Annotated in this window: 12 protein-coding genes; 4 read left to right on the top strand and 8 right to left on the bottom strand. The window is 45.0% G+C overall.

The genetic code is table 11. From position 1 onward, the window contains the following. Positions 1-313: 313 nt before the first annotated feature. Positions 314-1711, top strand: a complete 1398-nt coding sequence (locus tag BM367_RS01585) for a type III PLP-dependent enzyme domain-containing protein (RefSeq protein WP_092456773.1) — start codon at positions 314-316, stop codon at positions 1709-1711. A 12-nt stretch (positions 1712-1723) separates the two neighbouring features. Here BM367_RS01585 and BM367_RS01580 read toward each other — a convergent pair whose 3' ends face one another. Then, positions 1724-2761, bottom strand: a complete 1038-nt coding sequence (locus BM367_RS01580) for a LacI family DNA-binding transcriptional regulator (RefSeq protein WP_092456770.1) — start codon at positions 2759-2761, stop codon at positions 1724-1726. A 276-nt stretch (positions 2762-3037) separates the two neighbouring features. Between BM367_RS01580 and BM367_RS01575 the strand changes: the two genes are divergently transcribed. Then, entirely contained in the window at positions 3038-4279 is a 1242-nt protein-coding gene (locus BM367_RS01575) for an ABC transporter permease (protein ID WP_092456767.1), read from the top strand. Here BM367_RS01575 and BM367_RS01570 read toward each other — a convergent pair whose 3' ends face one another. From BM367_RS01570 to BM367_RS01550, 5 genes are all read right to left on the bottom strand, one after another. Next, positions 4280-5461, bottom strand: a complete 1182-nt coding sequence (locus BM367_RS01570; RefSeq protein ID WP_092456765.1) for a sigma-54-dependent transcriptional regulator — start codon at positions 5459-5461, stop codon at positions 4280-4282. It lies immediately after the preceding gene. 87 nt (positions 5462-5548) lie between these two features. Beyond that, the gene (locus tag BM367_RS01565; protein WP_092456762.1) at positions 5549-6973 is read right to left on the bottom strand and encodes a DUF7017 domain-containing protein; all 1425 of its coding nucleotides are present in this window, start codon (positions 6971-6973) and stop codon (positions 5549-5551) included. A gap of 33 nt (positions 6974-7006) precedes the next feature. Then, positions 7007-7312 (bottom strand): hypothetical protein, encoded by a 306-nt coding sequence (locus BM367_RS01560; RefSeq protein WP_092456759.1) that lies wholly within the window; start codon positions 7310-7312, stop codon positions 7007-7009. A gap of 14 nt (positions 7313-7326) precedes the next feature. Beyond that, positions 7327-7725 carry a hypothetical protein gene (locus BM367_RS01555; RefSeq protein ID WP_092456756.1) on the bottom strand — a complete coding sequence of 133 codons (399 nt, stop codon included), beginning with the start codon at positions 7723-7725 and terminating at the stop codon, positions 7327-7329. A 357-nt stretch (positions 7726-8082) separates the two neighbouring features. Further along, on the bottom strand, positions 8083-10944 hold the full coding sequence (locus tag BM367_RS01550; RefSeq protein WP_143103922.1) for an alpha-amylase family protein: 2862 nt from the start codon (positions 10942-10944) through the stop codon (positions 8083-8085). A 155-nt stretch (positions 10945-11099) separates the two neighbouring features. On the opposite strand from BM367_RS01550, the gene sucC reads away from it, so the two are divergent. Beyond that, positions 11100-12320: an ADP-forming succinate--CoA ligase subunit beta gene (gene sucC / locus BM367_RS01545; RefSeq protein ID WP_092456750.1), complete on the top strand. Its 1221-nt coding sequence runs from the start codon at positions 11100-11102 to the stop codon at positions 12318-12320. A 203-nt stretch (positions 12321-12523) separates the two neighbouring features. After that, positions 12524-13240 (top strand): SDR family oxidoreductase, encoded by a 717-nt coding sequence (locus tag BM367_RS01540; RefSeq protein ID WP_092456747.1) that lies wholly within the window; start codon positions 12524-12526, stop codon positions 13238-13240. Positions 13241-13256: 16 nt separating this feature from the next. On the opposite strand, the gene BM367_RS01535 is transcribed toward BM367_RS01540, so the two are convergent. Together BM367_RS01535 and BM367_RS01530 are read right to left on the bottom strand one after the other, a co-directional pair. Beyond that, entirely contained in the window at positions 13257-14240 is a 984-nt protein-coding gene (locus BM367_RS01535) for a pyruvate dehydrogenase complex E1 component subunit beta (RefSeq protein ID WP_092456744.1), read from the bottom strand. Between the two features lie 73 nt (positions 14241-14313). After that, a complete protein-coding gene (locus BM367_RS01530) occupies positions 14314-16011 on the bottom strand; it encodes a DEAD/DEAH box helicase (protein WP_177224066.1) in 1698 nt (565 codons plus the stop codon). Positions 16012-16058: the final 47 nt, after the last annotated feature.

Here is a 16058-nt window from a genome sequence, read left to right as displayed (position 1 = left end):
CAAGAGCAGAAGCCTGCTTCAAGCCCCTAAAATACTATAAAAAACCAGAGTTGGGCTGCCTTTAACAGGGTTTTTATCCCCACGTGGTTAATTTTTCAGGAATCGTAGCCAACCGTTCGGTTAACGTCAGGGAATGAACCCTTACAATCATGTGAAAAAATTCTTTAAACCGGATGCTTGATTTTTTCATTTATGTACTTTTGCAACCTGTTATTTGAAAATTTGCCCGGAACGCATTGCATTCGATCTTGTTAACCAAACTTCATATGTATTTGGGATTTTATTTGTTCACTTCAATTACCTTTTGGGTTAAATGAACAACACATACACCGACCTCGTCCGGCAAACATTTGAATTTCCGCAGGAAGGATTTGAAATCAAAGACAATTATTTGTACTTCAACGGGGTGAACCTGAAAGCCTTGATCGACAAGTATGGAACGCCCATGAAAATCACCTTCCTGCCCAAGATCGGCATGCAAATCCAGAAAGCCAAGCGCATGTTCAGGGAAGCCATGAAAAGGCACCGCTACCAGGGCAACTATTACTATTGCTATTGCACAAAGAGCTCACATTTCTCTTTTATTGTGGAGGAAACGCTTAAGCATGGAGTGCATCTGGAAACATCTTATACCTATGACCTGGAGATTATCCGCAAGCTGTACGAGCGAAAGAAAATCACCAAAGATACCATCATCATCTGCAATGGATATAAGACAAAGTCCTATACCCGCGCCATTGCCCGACTCATCAACAATGGTTTCAAAAATGTCATTCCGGTGCTGGACAATAAAGCGGAACTGGATGATTACCGCAAGCTGGTGCGCACCCGTGAACCGGTGAAAATAGGTATTCGCATAGCAGCAGAAGAAGAGCCAACGTTTGATTTCTATACCTCTCGCCTGGGCATTCGTTCCAAAGATGTGCTGGAATTTTATGTGGATAAAATCAAGGGCAATCCGAAATTTCAGCTCAAGATGATACATTTTTTCCTGAACAAGGGTATCAAGGACGATATTTATTACTGGAGTGAGCTGAACAAAGTGCTGAACATTTATTGCCAGCTGAAGAAGATTTGTCCCGAACTGGATTCGCTTAATATCGGCGGAGGCTTTCCCATCAAGCATTCCCTGGCATTTGAATATGATTATGAGTACATGGTGAACCAGATTGTGATGAATATCAAAAAAGCTTGCAAGCGCAGCCGCGTGCCTACACCCGATATTTACACCGAATTTGGTTCCTACACGGTTGGTGAAAGCGGTGCCATGATTTACAGTGTGCTGGGCGAGAAGCTGCAGAATGATCGTGAAATCTGGTACATGATTGATAGTTCGTTTATTACCACATTGCCTGATACCTGGGGTATTGGAGAAAAGTTTCTGATGCTGCCCATCAACAAATGGGATTCGGAATATCAACAGGTGAATTTAGGGGGACTGACCTGCGACAGCCATGATTTTTATACTTCCGAAGAACACATTAATCAAGTGTTTCTTCCCAAGCTCGATAATCATGAACCGCTTTATGTAGGCTTCTTTCATACCGGAGCCTATCAGGATCAGCTTAGCGGATATGGAGGTATCAAACATTGCCTGATTCCTTCTCCCAAACATGTGGTCATTGAATATGACCGCAATGGCAAGCTGGTGGACTGGCTATATGCCAAGGAGCAAAGCTCCAAGAGCATGCTGAAGATTCTCGGATACTGAATGCCTGACGGCTTACCGGGCTTGCCTGACGGATGAATTTCGTACAATGAGTTCCACGGGAATGGTGATGGTGATGGGCGAAGGTGCTCGTTTTCTGTCGCGATGCTTGATGAGGTCCAGCATGGTTTGCAGGGCAGTGCGTCCCAGCAGGTATCCTTTTTGGTCGATGGTAGAAAGGGAAGGGCTGATAAGCTCTCCGGCCGGGTCGTTGGAATAACCCACAATGCCAATCTCGTCTGGAATTCGAATGCCACGGGCCTGTAAGAGTTTGATGCTATGCAGCGCGCTGGTATCATTGGCGATGAAAATAGCATCGGGCTGAGGGTCCAGCCGTAAAAATTTTTCAATAGCCTGAGGGGTGGATTCGGCTGTTAGTTCATGTTCTATAACCCAGCGTTTGTGAAAAGGCAGGCCAAACTGTTGAAGAGCAGCCCGATAGCCTGCCAGCCGCTGTTGATAGATGCTGGCACTCAGCTTTCCGCAAAAATGCGCAATGCGCCGGTAACCTTGCTCAATGAGATGTTGAGTGGCTAACCATCCACCCTGAAAATCATCACCCACCACGCGATGATGATGTCCATGCTGAGGTGTGCGATCAAAAAACAACAGCGGAATGTGATGCGCTTTGCATTGGGCAAAAGCCGAGAAATTGGTCGTGTACATGGTGGGTGATACCATGATACCATCCACGCGGCTTGAAATCATGGCATTGAGTTGCATGTGTTCTCGTTCAATCCGTTCATTGGTCTGGCCGATCAGGATGGTGTAGCCATGCTCCTGCGCTTCATCCTGCATGCCGCTGATTACAGTGGCGAAAAAATGGCGATTAATGCGGGGCACAATGATGCCAATGCAATGCGTCCGGTTCATCCGCAAGCTGGCCGCAATGGTGTTTTGCCGGTATTTCAGCTTTTTTGCCAATGCCTGCACCTGCTTTCGGACTTCTGCACTGATCACCGGATTGTCGTGCAAGGCTCGGGAAACAGTAGATGGCGATATGCCCAGTTCGCGGGCAAGATCGTAAATCGTGACAGGATTTTTTTTCGGCATGGTGATGATGTAGCTTTGGTTTCAGCGGGTTAACGAATAAAAATACTTAACCAGGCCAGCTCTCAGCAGGTCTGCCTCTCGGAATTCGAAAGATAATGATGATTTTTCTTTCCTTCATCTATTTACTCATTTTCTGTGCGGGTCTATTTTTGAACGACAACGTAGGGGAAATATTTTTCTTATACCATCCATCCACTGCAGCGTCCGTTGATCGACTGTTTGTACTTTTTATGAAAAATATCCATGCATGGTTACGATTCCGCTTAAATTTGTGATATGCGCCAAAGCTTGCAGATTTTTGCTAACAGCCTGTGGATGACCATTGAAGAATTAAAGGTCAACAGGTTGCGCACTTTTCTTTCCCTGCTGGGTGTTACGGTAGGTATTTTTTGTATCATCGCCGTTCTTACCATTACGGGCAGCCTGGAATACAACATTCGTCAGGAAGTGCAATCACTGGGTAGCAATGTGATATACATCCAGAAATGGCCCTGGGGCGGGGGTGGGGAATATCCCTGGTGGAAATATGTGAATTGGCCTGAGCCTACTTTTCAGGAGTACAAGGAATTAGAAAAACGTGTGAATGGTGCATCGGCGATGTGTTATGCTTTCAGTGCCGGTGATCAGGAAGTAGATTACGGTGATAGCTACATGAGTGGTGTCACGCTGCAGGGCGTTACGCAACAGTTTAATCAGATTATTGATCTGAATTTTGAGCAGGGCCGGTATTTCACTCCTTATGAAGGCACAGGCGCTTCGCCAGTGGTGATTCTGGGAGCCAACATATGGGAAGGATTATTCAGCAATGCCAGTGATGCAATAGGCAAATATGTGCGCATCAAAAACAAGGAATTGCGTGTTATTGGTGTGTTACAAAAATATGGCAGCAGTTTTATCAATGCATTTGACTTTGATAATTCTGTGTTTATTCCCTATTTCACGGCGCGCACCATTGTTAAGGATCAGGATCCTGTGTTTATGGTAGAAGCCGCTCCCGGCGTGGCTTTGGATGCGCTGAAGGAAGAGTTGCGGGGTGATATGCGGGCTGTTCGCAGGCTGCGCCCAACAGATGAGGACAATTTTTCCTTGAATGAAATCAGCGCCGTGAGTGGCACACTCAATCAGTTGTTTGGGAGCATCAATACCGGCGGTTGGTTTATCGGTATTTTTGCCCTGATAGTAGGTGCATTTGGAATTGCCAATATAATGTTTGTATCCGTAAAGGAACGCACCAATATCATTGGAATCAAGAAAGCTATTGGCGCACGTCGGGGCACCATCCTGGGTGAGTTTTTGATGGAATCGGTTATCCTTTGTCTGATCGGAGGGTTGATGGGAATTTTTCTGGTGTATATAGGTACCAGGCTTGCCTCGGGTTTTTTCAGCTATACGGTGTTTTTATCTGCAGGCAATTTCTTCACGGGTATAATTGTTTCCGTTTTAACGGGTATCATAGCCGGTTACATTCCGGCGTACCATGCTGCCCGGCTGGATCCGGTAGTGGCTATTCGCAGCTGATTAATTTTTTTGTTTGCTTTCCTTGAAGGGCATCACATAATCCATCACGTGCTGTGCCGTAATGGTTTTATCGGAGAAGATAATCAATCTTTCTATCACATTGCGAAGCTCGCGGATATTGCCTGTCCATTCCATTTCCTGCAGCAGCTGAATCGCTTTGGGTTCTATCTTTTTTTTGAAGATGCCATAATCCTTGCAAATCTCTTCCAGGAAATAATCGGCCAGCAGTGGAATATCTTCCTTGCGTTCATTGAGTGAAGGTACATGTATGATCACTACGCTCAGGCGATGATAGAGGTCGAGCCGAAATCTTTTGGCTTCCACCTCCTGAAGCAGGTTTTTATTGGTAGCTGCAATCACCCGTACATCCACCTGAATATCCTTATCGCCACCCACGCGTGTGATTTTTCCTTCCTGCAAGGCACGGAGCACCTTGGCCTGTGCGTCGAGGCTCATATCTCCAATTTCATCCAGAAACAATGTACCTCCATGAGCCTGTTCAAATTTACCAATGCGTTGTTTGATAGCCGATGTAAAGGAACCCTTTTCGTGTCCGAACAATTCACTTTCAATGAGTTCAGAAGGAATAGCGGCACAATTCACCTCCACCATGGGACCTTTGGCCCGATGGCTTTTTTCGTGAATCCAGCGAGCGACCAGCTCTTTGCCTACACCATTTTCACCGGTAATCAGCACCCGTGCCTCTGTGGGCGCGACTTTATCAATCGTTTCCTTGATTTTCTGCATAGCCGCCGATTCACCAATCATTTCCTGCAGATTGTAAACTTTCTTGCGCAAAACACGTGTTTCGGCCACCAGCGAGGTTTTATCGAGTGCATTGCGCAGGGTAATCAGCAGCCGGTTTAAATCAGGGGGTTTGGCAATATAGTCAAAAGCGCCTTTTTTAACGGCATCCACGGCAGTTTCAATGTTGCCATGTCCGGAAATCATGATGATGGGTACATCGGGATTGATTTCTCTTGCCTTGCTTAGCCACTCTATGCCATCTATTTTCGGCATTTTGATATCGCACAACACCGCGTCGTAGGTTTTGTTTTTAAACATGGTTAAACCCTGTTCGCCATCTGCGGCTTCTTCTACCTGATATCCCTCGTAACTGAGAATATCATGCAAGGTTTTGCGAATAGCTTTTTCATCGTCTATCACCAGAATGGTGGGCATAGTACCAGACATTATTTACTTACTGCAAAGATGTGGAATATTTCAGTTGAAAAAAAGATGAGAAAGTTTAAGTACGTACCCGATGGATCACTTTTCAATCGCTTCTACGCTTATAGCTATCCAGCTCCATTTGTTTTTGTGTTGTTGATAAAAGAGAATGGCCCGGCCCGTTAGTTTTTGTTTGTTTGATAGATGAGATTTCAAAAGAGAAGCATCGATGTAAACATCATTCACAAAGCCATAACGGCCAGATGCATGCAGGTGCAAATTGCCTGTAAAAGACTTGCAAAAGCTATCGGGGTAATCATGACCGGGTGCCGGAAATAAGGATACCCATTGATAAAATGATTGCTTGGCTTGTTCATGAAATCGGACACGCAGGGCATCGCCCAGGTGAAACTCTCGCGCCTTTGCTTCGCCAACATAAAAAAATCCGTGGCACGACTTGTCGCGAATAAATCCGATTACTCCTTTTTCTGGATTCAAATGATTGACATACACAATTTGCTCTGGTAAATCGAAATAGAGCACTTCATCGGCTTTTGGTGCATATTGCCTGTAAAGCTGTTCAGGATGCACTTCTGGGTAGCTTCGTTGAAACCATTCTTGTTTGGTATGATTTTGTATTTGTTGAGGTATCTTCCAGTTTTGTTGCTCATACGTACGTACAAGCTTTTCAATTTCTTTTTTCGCTTCCGCAAACATACCCCTGGCTATTAACCTTTCTACAAATGCCGTTCGTACACGTACCAGATAATCGTCTCTTGTTCCCAGCGATAAAGCTTTGCAATAACAAGCAAACTGTATATCATCATCTTGACTAAGCTCGGCCAGGAGCTGCCATACCCAGAAATCTTTCTTTTTCTTTCTGGCAAAGGGTATGAAGGTATCCCATGCCTGTTGCATATTTCCCTGAAACAAAAGAAACCGGGTTTTGTAATAATACAGAAAATCGTAATTCGGATATTGCTGTAGTAGCTGATCGAGCCTGGATTGAAATTCATGTATGCGAAAGTCATCGCGTCGCACCGTTCCACTCATGTGCAACTCCTGAAGCAGGAGCTTGCTATAACGCATATAAGCCCGGTAGGCGAGAGGTTGAATCGTGTATTGAGGAAGAACAACCGGTTGATAATCTTCTGGCAGGAAATAATCTAATCCCCACCAATCGGCAAATTCCAAATAAAATGGAGTATCTTTTATAATGTTAAAGAAGCTCTTAAACAGGAAAGAGTAGCTCGCAGATGGTTTTGGGAAAGGTATATTTCGTATACACTCAAAAAAAGGATACACCCAAGCGGAGGTTTCCACGTTTTGTTTGGTGAGTGTATAAACCAGTTTACCAACCGACCAGGCGCAGGCTTCGTAAAACTGAGTTTCGGTGGCTGGGATTTGCAGCAATTGAATTTTGCCAAGTATGTCTTTAAAGGATTCTACATCGCCTTGTTCAGATTTTTGTTTCAAGATTTTATAGTGTTCCCATGCATCGGATAGGGCGTTGGGCTGATGCATATCCAACCTGATTTTTTCGATAATATACAAATTTTACAATTTAATTTCCTCTTCATCAATGCAGTGAAGGATAATTTCTTCTTCTGTATGACTTTTTCGCAAAAGCTGGATGATTTGGCTAATAAGCTTTTCAGGAAGGTTCAGTTTTTCCTGATGATATACCTTGCCTTTATTGTCGATGATGGAGAAAGTGCAATCGAGGTACCTGATATCCACAATACCCCGATAATCTTCTATCACCACCTGCAGGTAAACACTCAATTCATGACTCATACGAATCTGAACTTTTGTTTCCTGAACCAGCTTTTGGGTAGATGTAATTTTTAATGTCCTGTACATAATGAAATTGGTTTTTATCGATAATCATTAAGTTCTGTTGAAATATAAAAGATGCAAAAGTTTTTAAACGATTCAAATAGTTCAGCTTTTGCCTGATAAATGTGGGTAAGGTCTGCCAATACAGGCATATCTCTGACTTGATTTATGAAACCTTCTGAAAAAAATGACACACGCTTACCATAAAGCGTATCATAACGTAAACTCACGTGTTCGATGCTTCGAAATAGCCAGTCTTTTTCGTGTTTAATATGATGTTTTTTCGCCCTTTTCTTATTAATTTCATCCTGAGACAGCATAAGCTCATAAGATACCTTGTAATAAAGGACTGTGAAGCTGAACAGATCCTCTATTCTCATATTCTTCTCAATGTCAAAGATGAACCATTTGTCGTAGTTTTCATAGTGAACAAGCATGGCTCTATTTTTTATAGGATAAAATCAAATTGTTTGCAAACATATTCACATTGTGTGTATTGTATCTGCACGGCATAAATTTTTAAGCCCGATGGATATGTGGTGAGGCTAACAATAGATTTTCCTGTGGATAAGCATGGAACAGGCTTTTGAGGACTAAAGGCCTGCATTCAGTTTCGTGGTGGCATGGACAAATCCTGTTTCTGACATGTAATGCGCGTATTCATAAGATCGATTGGGAACCCGGTATTTTCAGCAGCGGGAAAAACCTCATTGTAGCCTTTCTTCACGCATGGCTGCATGAATCATGCATTTCCTGATTGCAGGTTGCGGTTGTATGGGTGCATAATTTCCGGCTTACATTTGTTTTGCTTTTGTTGCAATTGCACTGCTGCCAATGAATTGTTGTCGGGGAATGCTCAGTTTGGGATAAGCTGAAGGAGGCATAACAGGGATCTCCAACTCATCATTAAATGTGCAGGTTAAACTTGCCGGATGGGTTTGCACATGTCCTATGGCCCATACTTCAGCTTTTCCATGCCAGGACTGATCCTTTGAATCAAATTGTAAGCTTATTGTATGTTCACCAGGCTGTGAAATGATATCTGACAGCGCCATCCATTGACCGGGAGATTGTTGAACAATAGGTTTCACTGGTTTGCCATCTACCTGCATGATGCAATCGGGCAAAGGCTTTCCTGCATCCAGGCTATCAGGATACAGAAATACAACACACCGGAACGATTGAGTGGTTTGCGGAGCAGCTAATTGTATGTACAAACCTGTGTGGATGTTTTGCAGATTGGCTGAGCTCAGCAGTTGCGGTGCTGTAAATTGGGTTTGCATTTGAAAGAGCTGTGAAGGCTGGCCTTGTATCTGTACGTTTGTGATGGCAGATGGGTTGAGCCATTTGATTGGACCTGTAGTGTCGAGCACATGGATAGACATGGTTTTGGAATCAATGGCTTTCATGTCAAATACAGCATTGCTTAGCAATGGCCGATGTGCATCCCGCAAAGGATACACTTCATAAACTGCTGTTTCAAAACCCTGCAATGAAAAAGATAAAGTACCGCCTGCGCTATACATATCGGGTGCTATCCAGTGGGTAGGATACACTTTTTCTACAACCAGGTTTTTGGCTCCGGCATTTATTCCCTGTTTGGGATCCAGTTTAATCTGAATGTTTTGTACATGCATTTGTGGATTACGTACCACAATAATTCCGCTGTCACCCTGGAAGTGTACATAACCGTAAGGCTCGCCCAGAGCAGGATTTCCACCTACCATATAGGTGTGTCGCAAAACAGAATAACGTGATTTTGCCCATTTCAGACCTTCACTCAATATTCGCCATTCATCTGCTGTAAAAATATCCGGTGAAATATACAATTCATACATACTCACACCACGGCCGAAATACAACATCACATCATGGGCAAAACTTTCAAGAGGATCATCATCTTTTCCCACGGAAGCCAGCCTGGCCTTGATGATGCCATGGGTCATCACATGATTCATAGGGAACCATACTTCATGCATGCGGTAATCGTCGTACAATACCATGTCTTTATACGTCATGGCTGCATCCCGGCTTAAGATAGATGGAGTAGTGGAAAAACCATAGTCAGCTCCCTGCATCCAGATCTGATCAGCCATGGTTAGCCACCACGGGCTCATCCAGGTCCCCGATGTAATGTTGATATACATGTTTGGATTGAGCTTGCGTACAGTATCGGCCATAGCTGCAATGTGTTGGAGGGCAATACGTTCGGAAAAATAACCTACGGCAGAGCGGCCTGGCTCAGATGAGGAAAATTGAATGCCATCCCATTTAAAATAACCAACACCTTGTTTGGTAAAATCAACAGCCCGGGATCTTAGCAGGTTAAAATATTTGGGACCCGTGATATCGAGCATGATGTGATTCGGACCATTTCCAACGGTTTCATATCCATGTGCTTTCATCCAGTTGATGCGTTGCATCCGGAATGAATAGCCACCCGTGGGTCCTATCCAGATGCCCAGCGAAGTATGCAGTGGTTTCAATGCATTTATAATTGGTTGCAGGCCGTGCGGAAAGGTTGATTTTCTGAGTTGCCATGGGCTTGCATATTCATCCCATCCATCATCCAGCACAAAAGCATCCAGATGAATATCGTAAGGCTGAATCATATTTTGCTGAAACTGACGAATAAGCCTGAGTACGTTTGATTCATTCATGATATGCTCGGCTGCTACATCCTTGAATGCAGGCGAGCGCAGGTCATACCAGCTGTTGTACAGCACATAAGGCCGGTCTGGCCTCACTTGTATGTCGGTAAGATACTGGTAAAAGTCTTGCTGAAGATGATGTTCGGGTGAAAGCCCTTCTACTACCCAATCGCTGCATAACCATTGCGAGTCAATGATATTGCCCATCCATTCCTGGCAGGTAAGAATAAGTTTTTGATTATTGTCGACAGCAAGGCGATTCACGGCTGCGGGATATTCGGTACCCCAGAACACGCCGGTATGCTGAAAATCCACGGCAACAGGCTGTCCGAAATCACCCTTTTTAACTATTACAAACGGGGAATGCTGTTCATCCGATTTCATTTCCTGTTGCAGGATATGCATACTGGTTTCTTCGTGCATGCCATAACGCAACGATATGGAATGCTGTATTTCAGCTATTTCACCTCTTCTGGGATAAACAGCAGCCAGCCAATGATCCTGCCCTGTTGAATCGGCCAGTGCAACCTGCCTACGTACATAGGTTTTGCCCGGCAGCATTTCATAACTGAGTCTGCACCATAACGGATTTTCCGGATCAATGGCTTTGAAATACAAATGCAGAATCCGGGCACCATTGGGTTGGTCATGCGTTTTTGCATAGCGAAATATGAAATCATGCTGTGTAAGCTCCACATGCAGATCGCCATTAAAATATTTTCCCGGCGCATTCCAGCCGGTCCACATCAAATCAAATGCATATCCACCATCATCAAAAATACCCGTAGGTGTTGGTTTGGTTACATCGAGCAATTGCTCTTCCTGCAGCATGCCGTGTTGCAAAACAATCCGTTGTGAAATATATTCATTGCTAAGGGTAAAGATTTGTTCGGATTCATGTTGTTGCATCGTCATTTGCACCTGTTGGGCATGTGAAAACAAATACGTCAACAAGCATGCAAATATCAGCGTGTGTATCCGAAGTATATGGTGGATGTGAAACATAGGAATAAAATTTAGATAAATAAAATGGCCCTATAGCAAAACTATGGGGTTATTCAGAAAAACATTTCCTCAATCGTTTGCTATTCAAGCACGAGACTGCCAGGCCTTTTTGCGCATTATCTGATAATGCTTTAATTTAGCCGAAAATTTGCATCATGAATCTGCATGAATATCAGGCAAAAGAGTTATTGAAGAAGTTTCAGGTAGCCGTGCAAGAGGGCATTCCCGTGGATACACCGGAAGCAGCAGCTGAAGCTTATAAACATTTGAAGATTCAATATGGCAGTGAATATGCTGTGGTGAAGGCGCAGATTCATGCAGGAGGCAGGGGGAAAGGTAAAATTAAAGGTACCGAACAGCGTGGGGTAGCTGTAGGCAAAAACGCCGAAGAAATCAAAACCATTGCGGGCAACATTCTGGGTGGCATACTGGTTACGGCGCAAACCGGCCCGGCAGGTAAAAAGGTGAATAAAGTATTGGTTGCACAGGACGTTTATTATCCGGGGCCTCAGCCTACCAAAGAATTGTATTTATCCATTCTTCCGGATCGCACAAGGGGTGAAAATGTGATTATTTATTCTACGGAAGGAGGTGTAGATATTGAAGAAGTGGCACACAAATCACCGGAAAAAATTTTCCGCGAATGGGTACATCCTGCTGGAGAACTGCAGCCTTTCCAGGCCAGAAAAATTGCATTTAATCTGGGTTTGAAGGGAGAGGCATTTAAAAACATGGTGCGTTTTGTAACGCAGCTTTATCATGCTTTTGTTTCTCTGGACTGCAGCCTGCTTGAAATCAATCCCCTGTTTAAAACCAGCGATGATAAAATCATTGCGGTAGATTGCAAAATGAATCTGGATGACAATGCCTTGATTCGTCACCCCGATTTAGAGGCATTGCGGGATATCAATGAAGAAGATCCTACAGAAGTAGAAGCGTCTAAGTACAATCTCAACTTTGTGAAGCTGGATGGCAATGTGGGATGCATGGTTAATGGTGCCGGGTTGGCCATGGCCACGATGGACATGATTAAATTGAGTGGTGGCGAACCAGCTAATTTCCTGGATGTGGGAGGCACTGCTAATGCGCAGACTGTAGAAGCCGGTTTCCGCATTATTCTGAAGGATCCAAAGGTAAAAGCCATTCTCATCAATATTTTCGGTGGCATTGTGCGGTGCGATCGGGTAGCACAAGGTATTATTGATGCCTATCGCTCTATTGGTGATATTCGCGTACCTATCATTGTGCGTTTGCAAGGTACCAATGCCGAAGAGGCCAAACGCCTGATAGAAAATTCAGGATTAAAGGTTCAATCGGCTATTTTGCTGAGTGAAGCCGCAGAGCTTGTCAACAAAGCCGTGGCTCAGGCCAGCTGAGCTGGAGAGCAAATGTGCAAACATTTCCTTCGTTTTCGTTAGTTTCATCATCACTTTTATTGTCTTTCAGCATGTAATGCTGCGGTTTTGTACAATTGAACATCGGTTCAACGTTTAATTATTGGTTCTCTTTTTTTGTTTTCATCAGAGAATTGCTTTCCTGCAAACAATTCGGGACTTGCTTTGTTTTTATCATAAAAAATATGGAAAGTCTTTCCCGCAAACACATTTTGATATTTGGCGCAACGGGTGGCATTGGAACAGCATTATGCAGTTTGCTGGCAGCCAGTGGGGCTTATATTTGGATCAGTGGAAGAAACAAAGAAAAACTGCAGTCTGTACAAAAACAATTCCCCACCCCAATATCAGGCATTCTCCCCTGTGATATCCGTGATGAATCAGCTGTTGAGGCACTTGCAGGAAAAATTCAGTCAGAAATTGGCCATTTGGATGTGCTGATTAACCTGAGTGGCATTGGCATACTGAAGCCATTGGAGCAGCTATCAGTGGCTGAATTTGAGGAAGTAATGCGTGTCAATGTGTTTGGAGCTTTTTACATTATGAAACATTTTATGCCTCTGTTCAAAGCTCGCCAGCAAGGCCTGATTGTGCATGTTCCGGGTATTCTTGGCAAAGTTCCGATGTCCGGAGCTGCTGCCTACTGTGCCTCGAAATATGCTCTGGTAGGCATGATGCAATCTATACGTGAAGAAATTAAGCGTACCCGTATCCGGATCACACTGCTTTATTTCGGAGGCGTGGATACACCGTTTTGGGATCAGATGGATGGAAGATTTCAACGCGAACGGATGATTCGGGCCGATGAAGCCGCACGTGCTATTTGGTACATTTGTCAGCAGCCTGACTCGGGTGTGTTAAACGAGATGGTGCTGCAACCCTTTTCGCATCAGGTATTGTGAAATAGGCATCAACAGGTTATTTCTGCATATACATCACTTCCTTCACCAGTTTCACGGTGCGTTCAATGCTGGGCAGATACGCTTTTACGAGGGTTGGAGCGTAATGCATCGGTGTATCGGCCGAAGCCAGGCGCCGAACGGGAGCATCCAGATAATCGAAATATTCTTTCTGGATGCGATAGGCAATTTCAGCCCCTACAGAGGCAAAAGGCCATTGTTCTTCCACAATCACGAGGCGATTGGTTTTCTTCACAGAATCACCTATTGTTTGCCAGTCGAGCGGACGAATCGTGCGCAGGTCAATCACTTCCGCCTCAATCCCTTCCTTGGCGAGCTCTTCAGCTGCTCCCAGAGCCACTTTCATGGTTTTGTTGTATGAAACGATGGTCACATCCTTACCTGCACGTTTTACATCAGCCTTCCCGATGGGGATCAGGTATTCTTCTTCCGGTACTTCGCCCACGTCGCCATACATGATTTCGCTTTCCATGAAGATAACCGGATCATCATCCCGGATAGCTGATTTGAGCAGGCCTTTGGCGTCATAAGGCGTGGAAACGGAAATTACTTTCAGCCCGGGCATATGGGCATACATGGCTTCAAAAGCTTGTGAATGCTGGGCTGCCAGCTGACCGGCAGAGCCGTTAGGCCCGCGGAATACGATGGGACAGCCGATCTGGCCACCGCTCATGGCAAGCATCTTGGCTGCATTGTTTAAAATCTGATCCAGCGCCAGCAGGGCAAAGTTCCAGGTCATGAATTCAATGATGGGGCGAAGGCCGTTTTGTGCGGCACCTACCCCAATAGCAGCAAACCCAAGTTCAGAAATAGGCGTATCGATAACCCGTTTGGGGCCAAACTCCTCCAGCATACCCTGGCTCACTTTGTATGCACCGTTGTATTCTGCAACCTCTTCACCCATTAAAAAGATGGTTTCATCACGGCGCATTTCTTCTACCATAGCTTCACGCAACGCCTGTCGGAATTGTATCTGTCTCATATAATCGTTGATCTATCGGAAAAAAGCGGGACAAATTTAGGCCAAGCCCGGCAGATAAAAAAATCGCGCTGGTTTATCTGTTTTCCCGGATGGTGCTTGTTTTTGCACGTGGCATGCGCTTCGTTAGAAAGATTTCTGCAGGACTCGATTCATTCAATCCCTGTGGATGGGTGCCTCGAAGTTTATGCAAAGCTTGCAGGTCGGCCTGTGCGTCCAGTTCTATCAGGCTGTATTGATCCAGGATAATCAGCTTACCTATAGCCGATTTGGGCAGGCGTGTATAATCCAGCAACCATTGCAGCAGGGAAGCTTTGTAAAGACCATGAGCGCGTCCTGCGTTCAGCCTGAAAGTAATCCAGTTACCCTCTGCTGGGCGTTCAGCCTGGAAAGCGGCATTTCTGTTATTGTTTCGGTTGGCAAGCCGGGCTTCAGGCAAAGGCACATTCAGGTCTTTGGCCTGGGCATAATGTTTTAACAGATGTTGAAATTCAAATGCAGCCATTCTTTCAATCAGATCCTCCCTACTTAGTTCATCAAGAGATGATTTTATGGCCTGCAAATAAATCCGGATGTCGGTTTGAGAGGGGTCTGTTTGTTTGAGTTGTTCGAAATAATGATATAGTTGTTTTTCACATATTTGTTGGCCGGAGGGAATGGAACGGCGGATAAACCGGATGTGGAGCATTTTTTCCAGCCTTCTGAGTTTTTCCATTTCATGCAGATGGATGATGGAAATGGAAATGCCGGTACGTCCGGCTCGGGCGGTACGGCCACTGCGATGGGTATAGGATTCCAGGTCGTCGGGCAATCCGAAATGAATCACATGGGTAATATTTTCCACGTCAATGCCGCGGGCAGCCACATCTGTAGCGAGCAATATATGTATGGCTTTGGCCCGGAAACGTTCCATCACCTTGTCGCGCTGGGCTTGTGACAGATCACCATGCAAGGCTTCAGCTTCATATCCCATCCTGATGAGTCGGTCGGAAATTTCCTGGGCTTCAGCTTTGGTGCGGGTGAACACAATGCCGTAAAGCTCCGGATAAAAATCAATTAACCTGCGCAGGGTTTCCAGTTTATGTTGTGCGTGAGTTACATAGTATTCATGGCTGATTCCGGATGCTACTGTGTTTTTGCTTCCCACAACGATTTCAGCGGGTTCGTGCATAAACTGTCGAATGATTTGCCGGATTTCTGCTGGCATGGTAGCGGAAAACAGCCAGCAGCATTGCCTTTGGGATGCATGTTGCAAAATGAAATGGATATCATCCCGAAAGCCCATGTTGAGCATTTCATCTGCTTCATCCAGGATCACCCATTGCACCGTTTGCAATTGCAGGGCCTGCCTTTGCATGAGATCCATGAGCCTGCCCGGTGTTGCCACCACAATCTGGGCACCTTGTTTGAGCTGGCGGATCTGTTGCTGAATGGAACTGCCACCATATACAGTTACGATATGCAGCCCCGGCAAATATTTACCCATATCCCGAAGGTCCTGTGTGATCTGCAGGGCCAGCTCGCGGGTGGGACTCAGTATCAAAGCCTGTATATGCCGTGCAGCGGTGTTGATATGTTGCAGCAAAGGCAAACCAAATGCGGCAGTCTTGCCCGTGCCGGTTTGTGCCAGTACAATGCTGTCGGTTGGTTGTGCTATAAGTTTGGGAATAGCCAGCTGTTGAACGGGAGTGGGATGTTCAAATCCCATGTCACGAATGCCTGCCAATAAGGGTTCACTGATTCCTAATGACTGAAATGAAAGTTCTGTTTGCATATGCATGTATATAAAATAAGCGGCAAAGGTACGCATTCCTTTTTGTT

Source organism: Thermoflavifilum thermophilum (assembly GCF_900116565.1).
GTDB lineage: Bacteria > Bacteroidota > Bacteroidia > Chitinophagales > Chitinophagaceae > Thermoflavifilum > Thermoflavifilum thermophilum.
Note: the sequence above shows the minus strand (reverse complement) of the source record. Positions and strands in the feature narration are given on the sequence as shown.

Coding starts and splice junctions, on each gene's coding strand:
- BM367_RS01580 (WP_092456770.1), bottom strand. CDS start 2,761: ATGCCGAAAAAAAATCCTGTCACGATTTACGATCTTGCCCGCGAACTG.
- BM367_RS01550 (WP_143103922.1), bottom strand. CDS start 10,944: ATGTTTCACATCCACCATATACTTCGGATACACACGCTGATATTTGCA.
- BM367_RS01530 (WP_177224066.1), bottom strand. CDS start 16,011: ATGCAAACAGAACTTTCATTTCAGTCATTAGGAATCAGTGAACCCTTA.
- BM367_RS01565 (WP_092456762.1), bottom strand. CDS start 6,973: ATGCATCAGCCCAACGCCCTATCCGATGCATGGGAACACTATAAAATC.
- BM367_RS01555 (WP_092456756.1), bottom strand. CDS start 7,725: ATGCTTGTTCACTATGAAAACTACGACAAATGGTTCATCTTTGACATT.
- BM367_RS01585 (WP_092456773.1), top strand. CDS start 314: ATGAACAACACATACACCGACCTCGTCCGGCAAACATTTGAATTTCCG.
- BM367_RS01540 (WP_092456747.1), top strand. CDS start 12,524: ATGGAAAGTCTTTCCCGCAAACACATTTTGATATTTGGCGCAACGGGT.
- sucC (WP_092456750.1), top strand. CDS start 11,100: ATGAATCTGCATGAATATCAGGCAAAAGAGTTATTGAAGAAGTTTCAG.
- BM367_RS01575 (WP_092456767.1), top strand. CDS start 3,038: ATGCGCCAAAGCTTGCAGATTTTTGCTAACAGCCTGTGGATGACCATT.
- BM367_RS01535 (WP_092456744.1), bottom strand. CDS start 14,240: ATGAGACAGATACAATTCCGACAGGCGTTGCGTGAAGCTATGGTAGAA.
- BM367_RS01570 (WP_092456765.1), bottom strand. CDS start 5,461: ATGCCCACCATTCTGGTGATAGACGATGAAAAAGCTATTCGCAAAACC.
- BM367_RS01560 (WP_092456759.1), bottom strand. CDS start 7,312: ATGTACAGGACATTAAAAATTACATCTACCCAAAAGCTGGTTCAGGAA.